This is a genomic window from Nocardiopsis protaetiae (assembly GCF_045446735.1).
Classification (GTDB): Bacteria; Actinomycetota; Actinomycetes; order Streptosporangiales; family Streptosporangiaceae; genus Nocardiopsis; species Nocardiopsis protaetiae.
In genome coordinates, this window is record NZ_JBJJBV010000167.1 from 1 (window position 1) to 15,317 (window position 15,317).

The following is a 15,317-nucleotide window of genomic DNA, read 5'->3' on the forward strand; positions in this document are numbered from 1 at the left end:
ATCCAGGCCGGTTGACCGCGCGGGGGCGGGGCGGACTCCGGTCCGCCCCGCCCCCCTTTTTTTTCGGTCGGGTCTTCAGGTTCGGGTGTTCAGGTGGTGCGGCCGCGGCCGGGCCAGAACTCGCGGGCCTTGGCGGCCAGGCCGCGGGCGATGACGCCGCGCCGCTCGGGGTCGCCCGACAGCAGGGCCTTGACGGTGTCGACGAGCTGTTCGCGGTCGACCTGGGGCGGGATGGGCGGGATGTCGGCGTCGCAGCGCACGTCGATGAGGGCCGGGCGGTCGGCGGCCAGGGCCCGGTCCCAGGCCGGGCCGACGTCCTCGGGGTGGTCGACGGTGATGCCGAGGAGCCCGGCCTGTTCGGCGAAGGCGGCGTAGGACAGCTCGGGCAGGTCCTGGGAGAACGGGGTCTTGGGTGAGCCGCCCATGGCGCGCAGTTCCCAGGTGACCTGGTTGAGGTCGTTGTTGTGCAGGACGCACACCACCAGGCGGGGGTCGTCCCACAGTTCGTGGTAGCGGCGGGCGGTGAGCAGTTCCATGAGCCCGTTCATCTGCATGGCGCCGTCGCCGACCAGGGCGATGGCGGGCCGGTCGGGGTGGGCGAACTTGGCGCCGATGGCGTAGGGCACGGCGCAGCCCATGGTCGCCAGGGTCCCGGACAGGGATCCGCGCATGTTCGCGCGCATCTTGAGCAGGCGGGCGTACCAGTTGGTGACGGACCCGGAGTCGGCGGTGACGATGGCGTCGTCGGGGACGCGCAGGGACAGCTCGTGGACGATGAGCATGGGGTTGACGGGGTCGGCGGGGACGCGGGCCTGGGCGTCCAGGACCTCCCACCAGCGGGCGACGCCGTCCTCGACGGTGTCGCGCCAGCGGCGGCGCGGGCCGGTGAGCTCGTCGGGGCGGTCCAGGCGTTCCAGGAGGGCGCGCAGGGTGGCCTTGGCGTCGCCCACCAGGTTGACCTCGGTGGGGTAGCGCATGCCGATGGCGCCGGGGTCGGTGTCGATCTGGACGGCGCGGCGGCCGAAGGGCGGCAGGAACTGGGTGTAGGGCATGTTGGAGCCGATGATGACCAGGGTGTCGCAGTCGCGCATGAGCTCCCAGGAGGGGCGGGTGCCCAGCAGTCCGATGCCGCCGGTGACCTCGGGCAGGTCGTCGGGCAGGACGTCCTTGCCGAGCAGGGCCTTGGCGATGCCGGCTCCGGTGGCGTCGGCCAGGTCCAGGACCTCCTGGGCGGCGCCGCGGGCGCCCTGGCCGATGAGGACGGCGACGCGTTCGCCGGCGTCGATGACCTGGGCGGCCCGGTCCAGTTCGTGGACCGGGGGCAGGGCCCGGGACTGTTCGAAGAGCAGGTCGGGTGCGCTGGAGGGGACGTGTTTGAAGGCGTGTTCGGGTGGGGTGTAGTCGAGTTCCTGCACGTCGCCCGGGATGATGATCACGGCGGGTGCGGAGCGGCCCAGGGCGGTGCGCACCGCCCGGTCCAGGACGTTGGGCAGCTGTTCGGGGACGGTGACGGTGGCCAGGTAGGCGGCGACGTCCTTGAACAGCGAGTGCAGGTCCACCTCCTGCTGGTAGGAGCCGCCCAGGGCGGTGCGGTCGGTCTGGCCGACGATGGCGACCACCGGGACCCGGTCGAGTTCGGCGTCGTAGAGGCCGTTGAGGAGGTGGATGGCGCCGGGGCCGCCGGTGGCCAGGCACACGCCGGGGCCCTGGCCGAACTTGGCGTAGCCGACGGCTTCGAAGGCGGACATCTCCTCGTGGCGGCTCTGGACGAACCGGGGTCCGTCGGGGAGGCGTCCCATCTGGGCGATGAGTCCGTTGATGCCGTCCCCGGGGTAGCCGAAGATCTTGGTGACCCCCCATTGCGACAGTCGGCGCAGCAGGTGGTCGGCGACGTTCTGCGTCATCTCTCCCCCTCGGGCACGGGGACCGCGGACGGGATGCGGCCCCCGCGGCTCTGTGTCGGTCAGTTGCGGGCGCGTGAGGTGCGGGTGCCGCTCTCCTTTTGCAGGGCGTCCACGAGCTGGGCCTTGGTCATCTTCGAGCGGCCCTGGACGCCCAGGCGGCGGGCCTGGGCGTAGAGGTGGTCCTTGGTGGCGTTGGCGTCCACGCCTCCGGCGGTGCCCTGGGAGCCGGTGCGTTTCCTGGCGTCGGGGTCGGCGGCGCGGGGGTCGGAGGGGCCCTTGGTGTCCTTGGCCTCCCAGTGGTCGCCGACCTTCTCGAAGGAGTGCTTGACGGCGGCCATGGCGACCCGGTGGGCGCGTTCGCCCTCGCCGTACTGGTCGACGGCCGAGTCGTGGGCCTTGATCCAGGTGCGCTGGGCCTTCTTGGAGCTGCGGCGCAGGGTGTCGGGGAGTTCCCGGGTGCCGGGCATGGTCGCCTCCTCGGAAGTGGTGTGGTGGTGCGGGTCGGTCCGGGTGTGCGGGTCAGGGCCGGAAGAGGACCTTGACGGCGCCGTCCCGTTTGGCCTGGAACATGGCGTAGGCGTCGGCGGCCTCGTCCAGGCCGACGTGGTGGGTGGCGAAGTCCTCGACGCCCAGCACGTCGTGTTCGTTGAGCAGGGGCAGGATGGCGGGCGCCCACCGGCGCACGTTGGCCTGGCCCATGCGGAGCTGGATCTGCTTGTCGAAGAGGGTGAGCATGGGCAGCGGGTCGGCGGTGCCGCCGTAGACGCCGATGATGGAGATGGTGCCGCCGCGGCGGACCAGGTCGATGGCGGTCTGTAGGGCGGAGAGGCGGTCCACGCCGGCGGTCTCCATGAGCTTGGCCGCGGTGCCCTTGGGCAGGAACGTGGTGAGCCGTTGGGCGAAGCGGGCCGAGCCGTGGCCCTGGGCCTCCAGTCCGACGGCGTCGATGACGGCGTCGGGGCCCTGGCCGCGGGTGTGCTCGCGGATGGTGTCGATGAGGTCGTCGGTGCCGTCGGAGGGGTCGAAGACCTGGGCGCCGCGGGCGGCGGCGCGTTCGCGGCGTTCGGGGACGGGGTCCACGCCGAAGACCCGGGCGGCGCCCTGGTGGCGGGCGACGCGGCAGCACATGTCGCCGATGGGGCCCAGCCCCAGGACGGCGACGGAGCCGTCGGGCGGGATGTCGGCGTAGGCGACGGCCTGCCAGGCGGTGGGCAGCACGTCGGACAGCAGCACGTAGCGGTCGTCGGGCCCGTCCGCGGGGACGGGGATGGCGTTGGCCTCGGCGCGGGGGACGCGCAGGTATTCGGCCTGGGCGCCGGGGACGGATCCGTACAGGGAGCTGTAGCCGTAGATGGCGGCGCCGGTGCCCTGTTGGTCGTCGCGGGTGTTCTCGCACTGGGTCTGCAGGCCGGTGGCGCACATGGTGCAGCGGTCGCAGGAGATCTGGAAGGGGATGACGACGCGTTCGCCCGGGGTGAGGGCGTGCACGGCGGGGCCGACCTCGGCGATGGTGCCCAGGGGTTCGTGGCCCAGGACGTCGCCGGCGTGCATGAAGGGGCCCAGGACCTCGTACAGGTGCAGGTCGGATCCGCACAGGCCGGAGCTGTCGACGCGCAGGATGACGTCGTCGGGCTGCTCGATGCGCGGGTCGGGGACCTGTTCGGTGCGCACGTCACGGGTGCCGTTCCATACGACCGCCTTCATTGCCCCTCCTTGCGGTGTCGCCCGGGTGTCGTCGGTTCGTGGGCGGGCCACTACCCGGGGGCGTGGGGTGAAAACACCGGCGGTCGGTCGGGGCGGGGGAGGCCGGTGGGGGTCAGGAGGGCCGCGCCGGTGGGTGTCCGTTGGGGGTGGGGGGCTGGAGGGGGTCGGGGAGGTTCTGGAGGAACGCGGAGGTGACCTGGTCGGTGGTGCGGGCGACGGCGCTGACGCGCCAGGGGTGGTCGGCGGTGTCGGCCAGGGGGCGGGCGGGCAGCCCGTGGGCGTGGGGTTTGCGGGCGACGGGGGCGGGGACCAGGGCGATGCCCAGGCCGCGGCGGACCAGGTCGATGAGGGTGTGGATGTCGTTGACGGTGTAGCCGACGCGACGTTGGACGCCGTGGGCGGCGAAGGCGTCCTCGTTGATCTCGCGGGCGGCCCAGCTGGGTTCGAGGTCGATGAAGCGGTGTCCGTCCAGGTCGGCCCAGTGCACGGCCTCCTGTTCGGTGAGGGGGTGCTCGGGTGGGCAGAGCAGGAGGAGGGGTTCGGCGGCCAGGGGGAGCCAGCGCAGCCGGTCGGTGGGCCGGTGGGTGCCGGCGGTGGCGACGAAGGCGACGTCGAGGGTCCCCTGGCGCATGCGCTCCAGCAGGGTGGTGCTGCCGGCCTGGTCGAAGACGATGTCGACGTGGGGGTGGCGGCGGTGGAAGCGGGCCAGGAGTTCGGTGATGTCGATGACGCCCAGGCACTGTTCGCTGCCCAGGCGCAGGGAGCCCTGGAGGTGGGTGGTGGTGGCGGCGACGGCGTCGCGGCCGGCGGCGGCCAGGTCGAGCATGCCGCGGGCCTTGGGCAGGAGGGCGAATCCGGCGGGGGAGAGTTCGACGCTGCGGGTGGTGCGGTGGAACAGGGGTGAGCCGAGTTCGCGCTCCAGGGTGCGGATGGCCGCGGACAGGCCCGATTGGGAGACGTGGGTGCGTTCGGCGGCGCGGGTGAAGCTGCGTTCTTCGGCGACGGCGATGAAGTATTCGACCTGGCGTAGTTCCACGGTGTCCATTATCGCCGGGTGCGGGCCCGCCCCGGGGGTGGTGGGCCGGGGCGGGCGGGGGCGGTCAGGCGGTGTGTTCGTGCAGGTAGGCGGCGAAGTTCTCCAGGCCGTCGATGTTGCGGGGGCCGGAGATGCCCTCGTTGTAGTTCAGGACGAAGAAGTTCTCGTCCTTGACGGCGGGGACGTCGGCGAGGGCGGGCAGGTCCTGGAGGAAGGCGATCTTGTCGTCGGCGGGCTGGTCGCCGTAGTCGAGGATGATGATGATCTCCGGCCGGGCCTGGACGACGGCCTCCCAGCCGACCTGGGTCCAGCGCTCGTCCAGGTCGTGGAAGATGTTCCGCCCTCCCGCGAAGCGGATGATGTCGTTGGGCGGCACCTGGGATCCGGCGGTGAAGGCCTGGTCGGTGCCGGAGTCGTAGAGGAACACCGGGACGGGGTCGCCGTCGGGGGCCTGCTCCTGGACGGCCTCGACGCGGGCCCGGTAGTCGGCGACCAGCTCCGCGGCCCGTTCCTCGACGCCGAAGATCGCACCCAGGCGCTCCAGGTCGGTGTAGAGGCCCTCGAAGGGGGTGGCCTGCTCGGGGAAGCCGGGGTAGTTGAAGCAGGACTCGGTGTGCATGAAGCTCTGGATGCCGAGCCCGTCGAGGATCTGGGGGGTGATGCCGCGCTGGTCGCTGAACCCGGAGTTCCAGCCAGCCAGGACGAAGTCGGCCTCGGCGTCCACGACGAGTTCGCGGTTGAGGAGGTCGTCGCTGAGGAATTCGACCTCGGCGTACTCGTCGGCCCAGGGGGATTCGGTGACGGGCGGGTTGGCGGGGGGCATGACGTAGCCGTGCACGTGGTCGGTCAGGCCCAGGGCGAACATCTTGTCGGCGCTGCCGCCTTCGTAGACGACCGCCCGGTGGGGGGTGGTGTACTCGATCTCCTCGCCGCAGCGGTTGACGGTGACGGTCTCGGTGGCGGCCCCCGCCTGGGCGGGGTCGGATTCGACGGTGGCGCCGCAGCCGGTGGCGGCCAGTGCGGCCAGGGTCAGGGCGGTCAGGGGACGGTGGTTCACGGGGTGCCTTCCTGGTGGGTGAGCCGGTAGAGGAGCTGGGGTGCGCCGGTCAGCGGGTGGGGGACGACGGTGGCCCGGACGCCGAACACCTCGCGGACCAGGTCGGGGGTGAGCACGTCGGCGGGGGTGCCGGTGGCGACCAGGCGTCCGGCGTCCAGGACGCCGATGCGGTCGCAGGCCGCGGCGGCCAGGTTGAGGTCGTGCAGGACGACCAGGGTGGTGACGCCGACCTGGCGCAGCAGGGACAGCAGGTGGATCTGGTGGCGGACGTCGAGGTGGTTGGTGGGCTCGTCCAGGACGAGGACCCGGGGTTCCTGGACCAGGGCGCGGGCCATGAGGACGCGTTGGCGTTCGCCGCCGGAGAGGGTGAGCACGCCGCGGTGGGCGAGGTGGGTGATGTCCATGGCGTCCATGGCGCGGGTGCACAGGTCGTGTTCGCGGGCGGTGAGGGGGGTGTTGCCGCGCTGGTGGGGGACGCGGCCCAGGGCGACGACCTCGGCGACGGTGAAGTCGAGGTCGCTGCCGTTCTCCTGGGTGAGGGCGGCGATGCGGCGGGCGCCCTCGCGGGGGGTGAGGGCGGCCAGGTCGTCGCCGCCGACGCGGACGGTGCCGCCGGTGGGGCGCAGGGCCCGGTAGAGGCAGCGCAGGGCGGTGGACTTGCCCGACCCGTTGGGACCGATGAGGCCGACGACGGAGCCGTCGGGGACGTCCAGGGACAGGGCGTGGACGAGGGTGGTGCCGTTGACGGCGACGGTGAGGGAGTCCAGGTCCAGGTGCATCAGCGGCCTCCGAACAGGTAGCCGCGGCGGCGCATGAGGGTGAGGAACACCGGGACGCCGATGAGGGCGGTGAGCACGCCCAGGGGGAGTTCGCGGGGGGCGGCCAGGGTGCGCGAGGCCAGGTCGACCCAGATCATCAGGACCGCTCCGGCCAGGGGGGCGATGGTGAGGACGCGGCGGTGGGCGGAGCCGACGAGGATGCGCACCACGTGGGGGACGACCAGGCCGACGAAGCCGATGGCGCCGCTGACGGCGACCATGGCGCCGGTCATCAGGGCGGTGATGAGGAACAGGGTGCGGCGCAGGCGGTCGGTGTCCACGCCCAGGCTGGCGGCGGTCTCGTCGCCCAGGGCGGCGGCGTCCAGGCGGCGGGCCAGGGTGTGCAGGGCGGCCAGTCCGGCGAGGACGAGGGCGGCGACCACGGGCAGGGAGCCCCAGGTGGCGGCGCCGAACCCGCCCATGGTCCAGAACAGGACGGTGGCGGTGGCCTCGTTGCCGGGGACGAGGTAGACGATGACGCTCATCAGGGCCTGGAAACCGAAGGAGAGGGCGACACCGGTCAGGACCAGGCGCAGGGGGGTGATGCCGGTGCCGGTGCGGGCGATGAGGTGGACGAGCAGGGTCGCGGTGAGGGCTCCGGCGAAGGCGCCGGCGGAGACGGCGTAGGGGCCCAGGGCGGCCAGGGCCCCCAGGACGCCGACGGTGACGGCGCCGACGGAGGCGCCGGAGGAGACGCCGAGGATGTAGGGGTCGGCGAGGGGGTTGCGGACCAGGGCCTGGACGGCGACGCCGACGGCGCCCAGGCCGGCTCCGACGAGGGCGGCGAGGACCACGCGGGGGGTGCGGATGTTCCAGATGATCTGGTAGCGGGTGAGTTCGTCGGGGGTGATGGTGCCGCCGGTGAGGGCGGCCCACAGGTAGCGGGCGGTCTCGGCGGGTGGGACCAGGGCGGTGCCCAGGCCGATGGCGGGCAGGGTGGAGGCGGCCAGGAGCAGGGCCAGGAGGGTGGCGGCGGCGGTGGTGCCGGCGGGGGTGGTGAGCCAGCGGGGGCCGGCGGGCGGGGTGGGGGTGGTGGGTGTGGTCAGGGGCGGTGCGGTGGGTGGGGGTGCTGGGGTCGGGGACACCCGTGCTCCTGGTGGGGTCGGGGCGTGGTCGCGCCACGTGATGGAAATGACAACGGTTGTCATGGTAGAGGGCGTGTGTCCCCGGTGGGAGGGGAACGCGGAAGATGCGGGCCGGCCGGGTGTCCGGGCCTGGTGCGCGAGGGTGTCCCCGCCGTGAGGGGGCGCCCGCGTCATGGGGGAGCGCCCCTCTCCTGCCGGGAGAGCGCCCCCGAGGCGAGGGGGCGTCCTGCCGGGGGAGGGGGAGGTGTCCTCGCCGGAAGGAGGGCGGCCCTGTCGTGAGGGCGCGCTCCTTGATGCGGGGGCGCCCCCGCCGTGAGGAGGGAGAGAGGACTCGGCGGGGGCGCCCGGACCGGGAGGGTTCGCGGGCCGCGCGGGGGGCCGGTCGGACGGGGCCTCCGGGATGACCGGGCCCGCAGCGGCCGTGCGGGGGCGGCGCGGGCCGCGGCAGGGCCGCCCGGGGCCGCCGGGCGGCGCCCGCTACCAGCTGGACTTGGTGATGCCCGGCAGCTCGCCGCGGTGGGCCATCTCGCGGAAGCGGATCCGGGACAGCCCGAACCTGCGCAGGTGCCCGCGGGGCCGACCGTCGACGGAGTCGCGGTTGCGCACCCGGGTGGCGCTGGCGTCGCGGGGCTGGCGTCGCAGCTCGGCCACCGCGGCGGCGCGTGTGTCCTCGTCGGTGTGCGGGCTCTTGATGAGGCGCTTGAGTTCGGCGCGGCGCTCGGCGTAGCGGGCGACGGTGGCCTTGCGCTGCTCGTTGCGGGCGATCTTGCTCTTCTTGGCCATCAGACCTTCTCCCCGCGGGCGCGGATGTCGGCGACGACGCGTTCGATGCCGCGGGCGTCGATGACCTTCATCCCCTTGGTGCTGACCTTGAGTTTGACGAACCGCTGCTCGCTGGGCAGCCAGTACCGCTTGGTCTGGATGTTGGGGTCGAAGCGGCGCTTGGTGCGCCGGTGGGAGTGGGAGATCGCGTGGCCGAAGGCGGGTGCCTTGCCGGTGACCTGGCAGACGCGGGACACGGGCGGGTTCCTTTCTTTTTCTTTCGGGGCGGGTGTCAGCGGGTGGTGGCGGGGCCGGGGTAGGGGAGCAGGGCCATCTCGCGGGCGTTCTTGACCGCGGCGGCGATGAGGCGCTGCTGGCGGGCGGTGACGCGGGTGACGCGGCGGCTGCGGATCTTGCCCTTCTCGGAGATGAACCGGCGCAGCAGGTCGGTGTCCTTGTAGTCGACGTGGTCGGCGTCGCCCAGCGGGTTGGCGAACTTGCGGGGTGTCTTCTTCTTGTTCTTGTCGGTGGTGCGTCGGTCGGCCACGGGGGCCTCCTCTCAGCCTTCGGCGGCGGCGAAGGGGTCGTCGGCGAAGGCGGTCTCGTCGTCGGTGGTCAGGCAGGAGTCGAGCAGGGCGGTGAGCCGGTCGGCGTCCAGGTCCACGCCGGTGAACGCCAGGTGCTGGCAGCGGTCGCCCACGGCCGGGTCCCAGTCCAGGAGGGCGCCGGTGCGGCGGGCCTCGGGGACCAGGTCGAGCGCGGCCTCGGGCAGGGCGGCCAGCCAGGGGCCGGCGGCGGCCACGGTGGCCAGGTCGCGGTGGGAGTCCCACACCAGGACGGTGTCGGGGCGGCTGCCCAGCCACAGGCGGCCGCGGCCGCGCAGGGTCATGGAGACCAGGTGGTCCATGGCCTCGTGCAGGCGGGCCGGGTGCAGGGGGCGGCGCCTGGACCACACCACGGTGCGGACGCGGCCGGTGGTGCGTTCGCCGTGGTGGGCGCCCAGGGGGTCGCAGCGGTTGTGGGCGGCGGCGGTGTCGAAGCGGCCGGCGGTGAGGGCGCTGGTGTCGGTGGGGTCCAGGACGGCGGCGGCCGGGTTGAGGTGTTCGATCAGGGCGCGGGCCTCGGCGAGGTGGCTGCGGCCGTGCAGGGCGATCGCGGTGGGGTACTCGATCTGGGCGGTGAGGACCTCGCTGACGGCGCGTTCGTCGTTCTCGGCGATGTCCAGGCCGCGGTCGACGAGGTCGTCGTGGCAGGCCAGGTCGGGCAGCAGCCGGTCGGCGTCCACGGCGGTGACGACGGCGGTGAGGGTGAGCTCGGGCTGGGCGGCCACCGCTTCGGCGACCATGCGGGGTTCGACGCCGTCCCAGGCCTCCACGACGCACAGGTCGTGTTCGCCGATGGCGGCGGTGGCCAGCAGGAAGGGGATGAGGTCCTCGCGCAGGGTGCACGAGGCGCAGGCGTGGACGAGGTGGACGGGGTCGCGGTCGAGTTCGCCGCGGTGGTCGCGGGTGATGCGGTGGACGGTGCCCTCGCCGATCTCGGACAGGTCGTGGTGGACGACGAGGGTGCGGGGCACCTCCAGGGCGGCCTGGACGGCGCGCTCGCGCGCTCGGCGGTGCAGGCCGGTGATCACGGCCACGCGCATGGTCGCCTCCTCTCTCTTGAAAATGAAAACCGTTTTCAAACGATACACGAGGCCGCCGCCGGCCGGGACACCCGGGGTGTGAGGCGCCTCTCGCGCGGGCCGGAGAAGCGGCGGTGGGCGCCGCCCCTGCCGTCGGCCCGGTGAGCGGGGTCCGCGCGGAGGCGGTGTGCGGGCCGCTCGCGCAGCCGGACCGGTGCGCGGTCCGGATCGTGCCCGGGACCGCGCCTCGGCCGGCCCGTCCCGGTCGGCCGAGGCGTTCACGGCGGGCGCCGCGCCGGTGGCGGGCGGCTCAGGCCTGGGCGGGGGCCCGGGCCTCGGGGGCGGGGCGGGGGGTGGAGAAGGTGCGCGCGCCGGGGGCCAGGGCGGCCAGGGCGGGGGCGGCCAGGCAGGCCGCGGCGCAGGCGATGAGCACCGGCCCGGCGCCCCAGGCGGCGGCCGCCGGGCCGATGAGGGCCAGGCCCACCGGGGCCAGCCCGTAGGAGAACAGGAAGTCCAGGGAGGAGACCCGGGCCAGCTTGTCGGGGGCGACCTCGCGCTGCACGGCGGTGAACCAGGGGACGTTGAACAGCTCGATGCCCACCCCCACCAGGGCGTAGGCGGCCATGACCACGACCGGGCCGACGGGGGCGATCAGGCTCAGCGGGGCCAGCGCGTACAGGCCGAGCCCCGCCAGCGCCGCCCGGCCGCGGGCGCGCGGCTTCCACCGCGAGACGATCACCGCGCCCAGCAGCGCGCCGGCGGTGTAGGCGGTCAGGGCTCCGGCCAGGACGGCCTCGCTGCCGTAGTGGTCGCGGCTGGCCAGGGGCAGCAGGACGCCGGTGGCGGAGTAGCCGGTGGCGATGACGACGGTGAGCGCGCCCAGCCCGGCCAGGAACCAGGGGTGGCGGCGGGCCTCGGCCAGGCCGTCCAGGAACTCGGTGTGGAACGGCGCCCGGGTGCGCGGCCCGGGGGCGGTGCCCGGGGTGTGGGAGCCGGGGGCGGGGGCCAGGGCGGCGACCAGCCACAGGACGGCGGTGCCCAGCAGCAGCACCCAGATGCCGGTGACCAGGGCCAGCAGGGCGGTCAGGCCGGGGGCGAGCAGGGTGCTGACGCGGGTGGAGAAGGTGAGGGCGGCGTTGGCCTGCTGGCGGTGCCGTTCGGCGACGACCTCGGCGGTCAGGGCCTGGAAGGCGGGGCGGCAGGCGCCCTGGCCGGCGCCCACGACGACGGCGGCCGCGGCCATGAGGGCGGTGGAGGTGCCCAGGCCCAGGACGATGACGGGGGTGGCCAGGGCGGCGGCCAGGCCCGACCACAGTACGACGGCGCGGCGGGAGTGGCGGTCGGCGAGCAGGCCGCCGGCGGGGACGGCCACGAGGAAGCCGGCGGTGCGCAGGGCCAGGACCAGGCCCAGGGCGGTGACGGTGAGGGAGCCGTCCAGGACGGCCAGGCCCAGGATGAAGGGCAGGGCCCAGGTGGCCAGCCCTGAGGCGGTGGTGGCGCTCCACAGGCGCCAGAAGGCGGGGTCGCGCAGCGGGCCGCCGGGGTGGGCGGCGGGTTCGGTGTTCGGCGCCGTTGTCGAGGACACGCGGTGGTTCTCACTCTCCGGAAGGTGGTGATGGCTGCCCGTCCACTGTAGTGAAAACGATTATCAGTGGCGACCGATGTGGCGATATCGGGGCGGGCGGCGCGTCGGCAAGGGGGTGCGGCGGGCCGGAAGCGGTCCGCTTTCGCGGGGGGAGAAGTGGGAATGTCCGTCCCGGGCGCGCCGCGGCGCGCCCGTGGGTGCGGGATGGATCACGTTCCGTGTTCGCCCATATCGATGACAACGATTTTCATTTCCCCTATAGTGCCGCTCAGGACGACCCCCTTCTCCCCCGAAAGGAACCGAGTGGACCGTTCGCTCATCGCCACGCTGGCGCCCCCGCTCCCGGCCGCGCAGATCATCGACCTCAACCGCCCCCGCGCCGACCTGGCCACCCACCGCCGCTACGAATGGAACGGGTGGACCCTGGACGTACCCCCCGGCGTCTTCCTGCCCGGCGCCACCAGCCGCATGGTCCACCAGCGCATCCTCGACGGCGCCATCGACGTGCGCGGCCGCCGCTACGCCGCCATGGGCTGCGGGCTGGGCGTGGAGGCCGCCGTCGCCGCCCTGCGCGGCGCCCGTACCGTCCACGCCCTGGACGTGCACCCCGACAGCGTCGCCGCCACCGAGGCCGTGTACCGGAGCGTCGTGGGGGAGGCCGCGCCCGGCACCGTGTTCACCGCCAAGGTGTCGGACCAGTTCTCCGCCGTGCCGGGCGGCACCGCGTTCGACGTCATCACCTTCAACCCGCCCGCCGTCAGCCAGGCGGTGAGCGAGGACCCCGACGTGGTGCGCAACGTGTGCGTGGGCGCGCCGGTGACCGACGCGTTCTTCACCCAGATCGCCGAACGCGGACTGCTCGCCCCCGGCGGGGAGGTCCACCTCATCGTCTCCAACACCGCCGACCTGCGCACCATCATCGGGCGCGCCGCCGACCTGGGCTTCTCGGCGGAGGTCGCCCACCTGCACGACTGGGAGGACGGCGTGCTCACCTACCTGTTCCGCCTGACCCGGGAAGGGGACGCGTGAAGACCCTCAGCGACCTGTTCGAGGCGGCCCGCACCTCCCCGGCGCCGCTGCCGGTGGCCACCAGCGTGTTCTGGGTCCACCACGGCACCCGCCTGGCCGGGGGCGACGTCACCTACCTCAACCGGTACGTGCTGGTCCGGGTCGGGGCCGCGTTCGGCGCGTGCGCGTTCGAGGACGGCGAGCTCGACCCGGCGGTGTGCGCCGAGGCGTCCGGGCTGCCGCTGGGCGAGCTGCTGGACGAGGGGCGGCCCGCCCCGCTGCGGCTGGCCGCCCTGGACGCCCACCTGGCCGCCGCGCTGCCCCACCACCGCGACCCCCGGGCGGAGGCCGTCACCCTGCCCGAGGGCACCCCCGAACAGCGGGCCGTGGCGCGGGACGCGGCCATCGCCGGGCTGCTGCCCGACCCGCGGGGGCGCAAGGTCGGGTTGATCGGGGTGGTCAACCCGCTGGTCGCCGCCATCCGCGAACGCGGCGGCCAGTGCCTGCCGTGCGACCTGAACCTGCGCCGCACCCAGTGGGGGGACGAGGTCGCCGCGTCCATGGACGGGGTGCTGGAAGAGGCCGACGCGATCGTGGCCACCGGCATGACCCTGGGCAACGGCAGCTTCGACACCATCCTGGCGCGCTGTCGCGAACGCGGCATCCCGCTGGTGGTGTACGCCCAGAGCGGCGCCGCCGTGGCCCGCGCCCTGCTCGGCGAGGGGGTCAGTTCGCTGTCCGCCGAACCGTTCCCGTTCTCCCAGTTCAGCGCGGTGCCCACCGCCCTGTACCGGTACCGCGCCGACGGGGCGGGGGCCGGTTCGTGATCACCGGCACCGGCCGCGCCGCCTGCCACCACGGGGAGATCGTCCAGGGGGTGTTCCTGGACCGGCGCGGCCGGCCCCGCCGGGGCCTGGTCACCCTGCCCATGGCCGACCCCGTCACCGAGGCCGTGTTCACCCCCCGGCCCGGCACCCCCGCCCACCGGATGGAGGTCCACCCGCCCGGGCGGGTCAAGGCGGCCCGCGCCGCCGCCCTGGCCGCCGCCGAATGCGCCACCCGGCGCGTGCGGGTGTGCGGGGGGACGCTGCGGCTGCGCGGCGGCGCCCCCACCGGGCTGGGGCTGGGCTCCTCCACCAGCGACGTCACCGCCGCGGTGCGGGCGGTGTGCGCCGGGTTCGGGGTGGACCCGACCCCCGCCACCGTCGCCCGCATCGCGGTGGCCGCCGAGGGCGCCAGCGACCCCCTCATGTGGGAGGGCGGGCGGGCGCTGCTGTTCGCCCAGCGCGAGGGCCGGGTCCTGGAGGACCTGGGCGGGCCGCTGCCGCCGCTGGTGGTGGTGGGCTGCCTGACCGGCGGCGGCGCCCCGGTCAACACGTTGGGCCTGCGGGCCCGGGTGGACCGGGTGGAGGCCGCCGCCGGGGAGCGGCTGCGCACCGCGCTGCGGGAGGCGGTCGCGGCCCAGGACGCCGCCGAGGTGGGGCGGATCAGCACCGAGAGCGCCGTGTTGAACCAACGGGTTCTGCCCAAGCCGGAACTGGGGACGCTCAAGGGCGTCGCCCGCCTGTGCGGGGCGGTCGGCGTCCAGGTCGCGCACAGCGGCAACGTCGCCGGTGTGCTCTTCGACGCTCGCGCCGACGACCTGGGGGCCCGGATCGACACCGCCCTGGACCGGTTGCGCGGGGCGGGACTCGTGCCCACCCGGGTCTTTCCCACCAGCCCCCCGACCCCTGGAGAGACGACGTGGACGACCACGTGTGCGAGACCCTTGGCAGACCGGACCTGATCGACCTCGGCGGCGGGCTGGTGTGCCTGCGGTTCGAATCCATGAAGGTGGCCTCGGCCGCCGCGGCCGTGCGCCACCTGCTCGACACCGGGGCCGTGCGCCCCGGCGACACCCTGATGGACAGCTCCAGCGGCATCTACGCCTACGGGTTGGCGCTGGCCTGCCACCGGTACGGGCTGCGCTGCCACATCGTGGGGTCCACCACCATCGACCGGACCACCCGGGTGCAGCTGGAGATCCTGGGCGCCACCCTGGAACAGGTGCCGCCCTCCGACGACCTGCGGTTCGACCAGAGCCGGCGGGTGGCCCGGGTGCGGGAGCTGCTGGCCGAGCACCCCGACTACCACTGGATGCGGCAGTACCACGACTCGGTGCACTACCTGGGGTACCGGGCGGTGGCCGACCTGATCGCCAAGGAGCTGGACCCGGCGCCGGTGACGGTGGTCGGCGGGGTGGGGTCGGGGGCCTCGACAGGGGCGCTGGCCGCGTTCCTGCGCGAGCGGGCGCCCGACACCGAACTGGTGGGGGTGCAGCCCTTCGGCAGCGTCACCTTCGGCGGGGAGGCGGTGCGCGACAAGGAGATCATCATCGCGGGGATCGGCAGCTCGATCCCGTTCGGGAACGTGGACCACACCCTGTACGACGTCATCCACTGGGTGGGGTTCGACGCCGCCCTGGCCGGGAGTGTGGCGCTGCTGCGCGAGCACGCGGTGTTCGCGGGGCTCTCCAGCGGGGCGGCCCACCTGGTGGCCCGCTGGGAGGCGCGGCGGGCGCCCGAGCGGCGGGTGGTGTTCGTGGCCGCCGACACCGGGCACCGGTACGTGGAATCGGTGTTCGCCCGCCACGGGCAGGCGCCGCCGGTGGGGGAGCTGGAGCCGGTGGCGATCCGCGACACCGGGGAGCTGGCGGCGCCCTGGTCGCGGATGGAGTGGGGGCGGGCGCCCGCCC

General features: G+C 74.2%; 16 protein-coding genes. 4 read left to right on the forward strand and 12 right to left on the reverse strand.

From position 1 onward, the window contains the following. Positions 1 to 89: 89 nt before the first annotated feature. From ACJOT3_RS22950 to ACJOT3_RS23005, 12 genes are all read right to left on the reverse strand, one after another. Positions 90 to 1,904 (reverse strand): thiamine pyrophosphate-requiring protein, encoded by a 1,815-nt coding sequence (locus tag ACJOT3_RS22950; RefSeq protein WP_406975156.1) that lies wholly within the window; start codon positions 1,902 to 1,904, stop codon positions 90 to 92. Between the two features lie 59 nt (positions 1,905 to 1,963). Beyond that, positions 1,964 to 2,371 (reverse strand): ChaB family protein, encoded by a 408-nt coding sequence (locus ACJOT3_RS22955; protein WP_406975157.1) that lies wholly within the window; start codon positions 2,369 to 2,371, stop codon positions 1,964 to 1,966. A 52-nt stretch (positions 2,372 to 2,423) separates the two neighbouring features. Then, a complete protein-coding gene (locus tag ACJOT3_RS22960; RefSeq protein ID WP_406975158.1) occupies positions 2,424 to 3,608 on the reverse strand; it encodes an alcohol dehydrogenase catalytic domain-containing protein in 1,185 nt (394 codons plus the stop codon). Positions 3,609 to 3,720: 112 nt separating this feature from the next. Further along, the gene (locus ACJOT3_RS22965) at positions 3,721 to 4,644 is read right to left on the reverse strand and encodes a LysR family transcriptional regulator (RefSeq protein WP_406975159.1); all 924 of its coding nucleotides are present in this window, start codon (positions 4,642 to 4,644) and stop codon (positions 3,721 to 3,723) included. A 64-nt stretch (positions 4,645 to 4,708) separates the two neighbouring features. Further along, the gene (locus tag ACJOT3_RS22970) at positions 4,709 to 5,701 is read right to left on the reverse strand and encodes an ABC transporter substrate-binding protein (RefSeq protein WP_406975160.1); all 993 of its coding nucleotides are present in this window, start codon (positions 5,699 to 5,701) and stop codon (positions 4,709 to 4,711) included. Then, the gene (locus ACJOT3_RS22975; RefSeq protein WP_406975161.1) at positions 5,698 to 6,480 is read right to left on the reverse strand and encodes an ABC transporter ATP-binding protein; all 783 of its coding nucleotides are present in this window, start codon (positions 6,478 to 6,480) and stop codon (positions 5,698 to 5,700) included. The genes ACJOT3_RS22970 and ACJOT3_RS22975 overlap by 4 nt, the downstream gene beginning before the upstream one ends. Next, complete coding sequence (locus ACJOT3_RS22980; RefSeq protein ID WP_406975162.1) at positions 6,480 to 7,604, reverse strand: FecCD family ABC transporter permease; 1,125 nt, start codon at positions 7,602 to 7,604, stop codon at positions 6,480 to 6,482. The genes ACJOT3_RS22975 and ACJOT3_RS22980 overlap by 1 nt, the downstream gene beginning before the upstream one ends. A gap of 477 nt (positions 7,605 to 8,081) precedes the next feature. Next, positions 8,082 to 8,387 (reverse strand): 30S ribosomal protein S14, encoded by a 306-nt coding sequence (gene rpsN, locus ACJOT3_RS22985; protein ID WP_406975163.1) that lies wholly within the window; start codon positions 8,385 to 8,387, stop codon positions 8,082 to 8,084. Beyond that, complete coding sequence (rpmB, locus tag ACJOT3_RS22990) at positions 8,387 to 8,623, reverse strand: 50S ribosomal protein L28 (RefSeq protein WP_406975164.1); 237 nt, start codon at positions 8,621 to 8,623, stop codon at positions 8,387 to 8,389. The genes rpsN and rpmB overlap by 1 nt, the downstream gene beginning before the upstream one ends. Before the next feature lie 35 nt (positions 8,624 to 8,658). Beyond that, entirely contained in the window at positions 8,659 to 8,913 is a 255-nt protein-coding gene (rpsR, locus tag ACJOT3_RS22995; protein ID WP_406975165.1) for a 30S ribosomal protein S18, read from the reverse strand. Positions 8,914 to 8,925: 12 nt separating this feature from the next. Then, entirely contained in the window at positions 8,926 to 10,011 is a 1,086-nt protein-coding gene (locus ACJOT3_RS23000) for a CobW family GTP-binding protein (protein ID WP_406975166.1), read from the reverse strand. Positions 10,012 to 10,300: 289 nt separating this feature from the next. After that, positions 10,301 to 11,575, reverse strand: coding sequence for an MFS transporter (locus ACJOT3_RS23005; RefSeq protein WP_406975167.1), 1,275 nt, complete (start codon positions 11,573 to 11,575; stop codon positions 10,301 to 10,303). A gap of 303 nt (positions 11,576 to 11,878) precedes the next feature. Between ACJOT3_RS23005 and ACJOT3_RS23010 the strand changes: the two genes are divergently transcribed. The 4 genes from ACJOT3_RS23010 to ACJOT3_RS23025 form a co-directional block, all read left to right on the forward strand. Then, the gene (locus ACJOT3_RS23010; RefSeq protein WP_406975168.1) at positions 11,879 to 12,604 is read left to right on the forward strand and encodes a methyltransferase; all 726 of its coding nucleotides are present in this window, start codon (positions 11,879 to 11,881) and stop codon (positions 12,602 to 12,604) included. Continuing rightward, positions 12,601 to 13,410 (forward strand): Rossmann-like domain-containing protein, encoded by an 810-nt coding sequence (locus ACJOT3_RS23015; protein ID WP_406975169.1) that lies wholly within the window; start codon positions 12,601 to 12,603, stop codon positions 13,408 to 13,410. The genes ACJOT3_RS23010 and ACJOT3_RS23015 overlap by 4 nt, the downstream gene beginning before the upstream one ends. Continuing rightward, entirely contained in the window at positions 13,407 to 14,369 is a 963-nt protein-coding gene (locus tag ACJOT3_RS23020; protein WP_406975170.1) for a GHMP family kinase ATP-binding protein, read from the forward strand. The genes ACJOT3_RS23015 and ACJOT3_RS23020 overlap by 4 nt, the downstream gene beginning before the upstream one ends. Then, the coding region (locus ACJOT3_RS23025) for a pyridoxal-phosphate dependent enzyme (protein ID WP_406975171.1) at positions 14,327 to 15,317 on the forward strand (991 nt) is incomplete at its 3' end. The genes ACJOT3_RS23020 and ACJOT3_RS23025, both read left to right, overlap by 43 nt.

Coding starts and splice junctions, on each gene's coding strand:
- ACJOT3_RS22950 (WP_406975156.1), bottom strand. CDS start 1,904: ATGACGCAGAACGTCGCCGACCACCTGCTGCGCCGACTGTCGCAATGG.
- ACJOT3_RS22955 (WP_406975157.1), bottom strand. CDS start 2,371: ATGCCCGGCACCCGGGAACTCCCCGACACCCTGCGCCGCAGCTCCAAG.
- ACJOT3_RS22960 (WP_406975158.1), bottom strand. CDS start 3,608: ATGAAGGCGGTCGTATGGAACGGCACCCGTGACGTGCGCACCGAACAG.
- ACJOT3_RS22975 (WP_406975161.1), bottom strand. CDS start 6,480: ATGCACCTGGACCTGGACTCCCTCACCGTCGCCGTCAACGGCACCACC.
- rpsN (WP_406975163.1), bottom strand. CDS start 8,387: ATGGCCAAGAAGAGCAAGATCGCCCGCAACGAGCAGCGCAAGGCCACC.
- ACJOT3_RS23000 (WP_406975166.1), bottom strand. CDS start 10,011: ATGCGCGTGGCCGTGATCACCGGCCTGCACCGCCGAGCGCGCGAGCGC.